5 protein-coding genes are annotated in these 4,109 nt (G+C 64.1%); 4 read left to right on the forward strand and 1 reads right to left on the reverse strand.

Translation table 11 applies throughout. From position 1 onward, the window contains the following. The 4 genes from VN004_RS18695 to VN004_RS18710 form a co-directional block, all read left to right on the forward strand. Positions 1–505, forward strand: a 505-nt coding sequence (locus tag VN004_RS18695; protein ID WP_325613276.1) for an acyl-CoA dehydrogenase, incomplete at its 5' end; no start/stop codon positions are given. Between the two features lie 41 nt (positions 506–546). Continuing rightward, positions 547–2,181, forward strand: coding sequence for a benzoate-CoA ligase family protein (locus VN004_RS18700; RefSeq protein WP_325613280.1), 1,635 nt, complete (start codon positions 547–549; stop codon positions 2,179–2,181). 133 nt (positions 2,182–2,314) lie between these two features. Beyond that, entirely contained in the window at positions 2,315–2,737 is a 423-nt protein-coding gene (locus VN004_RS18705) for a RidA family protein (RefSeq protein ID WP_325613282.1), read from the forward strand. 168 nt (positions 2,738–2,905) lie between these two features. Further along, positions 2,906–3,616 carry a hypothetical protein gene (locus VN004_RS18710; RefSeq protein ID WP_325613284.1) on the forward strand — a complete coding sequence of 237 codons (711 nt, stop codon included), beginning with the start codon at positions 2,906–2,908 and terminating at the stop codon, positions 3,614–3,616. Between the two features lie 25 nt (positions 3,617–3,641). Here the strand turns inward: VN004_RS18710 and VN004_RS18715 are convergent, their stop codons facing one another. After that, positions 3,642–3,986: an RES family NAD+ phosphorylase gene (locus VN004_RS18715; RefSeq protein ID WP_325613285.1), complete on the reverse strand. Its 345-nt coding sequence runs from the start codon at positions 3,984–3,986 to the stop codon at positions 3,642–3,644. Positions 3,987–4,109 lie beyond the last annotated feature (123 nt).

Consider the following 4,109-nt stretch of genomic DNA (forward strand, 5'->3'; position numbering starts at 1 on the left):
CAATCGCCTTGGCGGAGCCGGCGAAGGCTTCAAGGTCGCGATGGCGACGCTCGACATTTTCCGCTCGACCGTCGGCGCCGCGGCCCTCGGTTTCGCGCGGCGTGCGCTCTTCGAGATGACCGAACGCGCCGCCAACCGCAAATTGTTCGGCGCGCCGCTCGGCGACCTGCAGATGACGCAAGGCGCGCTCGCCGATTCCATTACCGACGTCGATACCTCGGCGCTGCTTGTCTATCGTTCGGCCTGGACCAAGGATAACGGCGCGGCGCGGGTTACGAGCGAAGCCGCGATGGCCAAGATGCACGCAACCGAAGCCGCCCAGCGCGTGATCGACCGAGCGGTGCAGCTGTTCGGCGGACAGGGCGTGACCAAGGGCGTGAAAGTCGAGGAGCTTTATCGGGAAATTCGCGCGCTGCGCATCTACGAAGGCGCGACCGAAGTGCAGAAAGTCGTCATCGCGCGCGAAGCGCTCAAGAACCATGCGGCCGCAAAGGCCGTGCGATAGCGGCGAAAGGCGTGAGCCAGGGTCGTACAGGAGAGTCTATCATGATCCGCTCGGGACATATCGATACGTTCGCGCGGGACAATCTTCCGCCGCAGGACCAGTGGCCGGAATTTCTGTTCACCCTGCCGGAGCTGCAATATCCGGATCGGCTGAATTGCGTGACGGAATTCGTCGACAAGTGGGTGACGTCGGGGCAGGGCGATCGCGTTGCCATCGTGTCGCCGAAGGAGACGCTGACCTATGCGCAGCTTGCCGAGCGCATCAACCGGATCGCCAATGTGCTGACCCGCGATCTCGGAATGGTGTCCGGCAATCGCGTGCTGCTGCGTTCGGCCAACAATCCGATGATGATCGCGGCCTATCTTGCGGTGATGAAGGCGGGAGGCGTCACGGTGGCGACCATGCCGCTGCTCCGCGCGAAGGAGCTGTCCTACACGGTCAAGAAGGCGAAGATCAAACTCGCGCTGTGCGACGCCCGGCTGTCGGACGAGATGGAGAAAACCAGGGCGCTGGCACCGGAGCTTGAGACCATCGTCTATTGGGGCGAGGGTCAGCTCGAAGCGCTGATGAACAAGCCGGGTTACGAGACCTTCACCGCCTGCGATACGGCGGTCGACGATGTGTGCCTGATTGCCTTCACCTCGGGAACGACCGGCGAGCCGAAAGGCACCATGCATTTCCACCGCGACATGCTGGCGCCTTGCGACTCCTATGGAAAGCATGTCCTGCAGGCCGCGCCCGACGATCGCTTCATCGGCTCGGCGCCGCTCGCCTTCACCTTTGGGCTCGGCGGGCATGTGCTGTTTCCGTTCCGTATCGGTGCGACTTCCATCCAGCTCGAGAAGCTGACGCCGGAGGAACTCCTGCCGGCGATCGAGACCTACAAGGCGACGATCGTATTCACCGCGCCGACGGCCTATCGCGCGGTCACGCCGCATGTCGGCAAGCACGACATTTCCAGCCTGCGCAAATGCGTGTCGGCCGGCGAGACGCTGCCCAAGACGACCTTCGAGGCGTGGAAGAAAGCCACCGGCATCACGATCCTCGACGGCATCGGCGGCACCGAGATGATGCATATCTTCATCGGCTCGCCGGAAAGCGAGGTGCGCGGCGGTTCGACCGGAAAGCCGGTGCCGGGCTACATCGCCAAGGTGGTGGATGACAGTTTCAACGAGGTGCCGCGGGGAACCATCGGGCGGCTTGCCGTGAAGGGGCCGACCGGCTGCCGTTACCTCGCCGATGCACGCCAGACCAAGTATGTGCAGAACGGCTGGAATTTTCCCGGCGACACCTATGTGCAGGATGCCGACGGCTATTTCTGGTATCAGGCGCGCTCCGACGACATGATCATCTCGTCGGGCTACAACATCGCCGGTCCCGAAGTCGAGGAAGTGCTGCTCGCGCATCCCGCGGTGGCCGAATGCGGCGTTGTCGGCGCGCCGGATCCTGAGCGCGGTCACATCGTCAAGGCCTATATCGTGCTGCGCGCCGGCCATACCGGTGATGCGGCGCTCACCAAGGCCTTGCAGGACCACGTGAAGAACACGGTCGCTCCGTACAAATATCCGCGTGCGATCGAGTATGTGTCCGCGCTGCCGCGAACCCAGACCGGAAAGCTGCAGCGTTTCGAACTGCGCAAGATCGCGGAATCTGCCGGAGAGAAGATAGCTTCGTGATCCATGCGATTCTAACGTCGTGTAAGAGCCGGCCGCGTCGCTGCACGTAGTCGGCCTCATGTCGATCGATCGTTCATCTGATGGATCAGGCGCGCGCCTGACCACCCAAGGACAAGAAAGCAGGAGAAGTCCCGTGCCGGATTCTGCCGTCAAGCCGCCCGCGGCCAACACCATCCTCAATCCGCCTGGCTGGCCGCAACCCAAAGGCTACGCCAATGGCGTCAAGGCGCGCGGAGAGATGATCTTTGTCGGCGGAATGATCGGCTGGGATGTCCACGGCAAGCTGCCGCAGGGCTTCGTGGCGCAAACCAGGCAGCTTCTGGAGAATATCGTCGCCGTGCTGAAGGAAGGCGGCGCCGGTCCCGAGCATGTCGTGCGCATGACATGGTACGTCGTCGACATCGACGAATACCGCAAATCCCTCCCCGAGCTCGGCAAGGTCTATCGCGAGATCATGGGCCGCAATTTCGGCGCCATGGCGCTGGTGCAGGTCGCTTCGCTGGTCGAGCCCGAGGCCCGGCTCGAGATCGAGACCACGGCGGTGATCCCGGACTGAGCGCTCTGGCCACGGGCGCGCACACGACATCCGGAGGCTGGACTCGTTGCCTCTGACAGGGGAGGGTTAGGATAAGGTTCGCTTGCGACCGATCCTCGCCCGCCCCGCTGCTCTGCGATGGCGTGCGATCTCTCCGTTCAGGGGAGGTGAGAACCGGAGCCATCGCCGTTGCCTTGGCTGATTCAACGCCTGAGTCTGAGCGCCGCCGTTATCGCGGTGTCGGTCCTTGTGCATCTTGGCTTTGTCGGCGCCATCGTGTTTGCCGAGCGCCGTCCACTCCCGCTCTCGGCGGTCCAGGCGATCAATGTGGATCTGGTCCAGCCGGAGCAGCTCGTCCAAAACGAGGAGCCGCCAAAGCCGCCGCCTCCGCCGCAGCAGCCAAAGCTCTCCGCGCAGCAACCGCAGCCTGCAAAAGCCGAGGCTCCCGTCTCGAAATCGGACGCTCCGCCAGCGGCCGCATCCGAGGTGCCGCCCCCGGAGAAGCAGGCCGCAAAGCCTCCCGAGATGCCGCAGGGCGGCGCGCCCGGCGAAGGCAAGTCGAAGCTGACGCCCGAAGAGATCGCCGCGCTGCGGGCGCAGATTCAGAAATGCTGGAAGCTGCCCGTCGGCATCCCGGGAATGATGGGGCTCGAAGTCGTGCTGCGGGTCTCGTTCGGATCGAAGGGGCAGCTCGCCGGATCGCCGGTCCTGCTGCAGGCGCCGGCGTCCGAGCGCGGGCCGGTGCTGGTCGGTATCGCCATGAACGCGCTGCAGGGGTGCTTTCCCTACAAGCTGCCGCCCGCGAAATATGCGGACTGGAAGACGCTCGATCTGAAGTTCACCGCGACCGGCATGACCGGCCTTGCGCCGCCGCCGAAGAACCTGCCGAAGCGGAGTTGATGGCGTTGGGCGCCTCTATCGGCCTTCAGCGGTCCCAGCGCATTACGGCGATCCGCGGGTCCTTTGCGAAAGCCTGGCGATCGAACTCCAGAACCTGACGCGGCAGCTCGCAGCGGGGGCGGGCGCCGCTGCTACCGAGCAGAATGCGCCAGGACTGGCGCTCGATCGGCTCTGCCGAAGCGAAGGCGCGGCAGGTGAGAAGCGCGATATTGGCGCCGCCTTTCGGATCGCGGACCGACTGATAACGGATCACGTCGATATGTTCGGCGCGCGCCAGCTCGGCGAGCTGCTGGCATTCTTCGTAATCCGTCGGATGCGTCCAGATCGCGGCGCGATCGGCGAACGGGCGCTCCGTCAGGTCGATGGCCATAAGATAATATCTTTACGATCTTCAAGCCTCGGGCTAGGCTTTCCAAAAATCGGAACAGGCGCGCTGGCGCGGTCCAAGTCTAGGGAAGGCGAGGCTCAAGGCGGTGAATACGCAAGCCAAGCT

The sequence above is a fragment of the Pseudorhodoplanes sp. genome, from assembly GCF_035565855.1.
In the GTDB taxonomy this organism is placed as follows: Bacteria; Pseudomonadota; Alphaproteobacteria; order Rhizobiales; family Xanthobacteraceae; genus Pseudorhodoplanes.

Excerpts from the sequence above, each read along its gene's own strand:
- VN004_RS18700 (WP_325613280.1), top strand. The coding sequence starts at position 547 with ATGATCCGCTCGGGACATATCGATACGTTCGCGCGGGACAATCTTCCG.
- VN004_RS18715 (WP_325613285.1), bottom strand. The coding sequence starts at position 3,986 with ATGGCCATCGACCTGACGGAGCGCCCGTTCGCCGATCGCGCCGCGATC.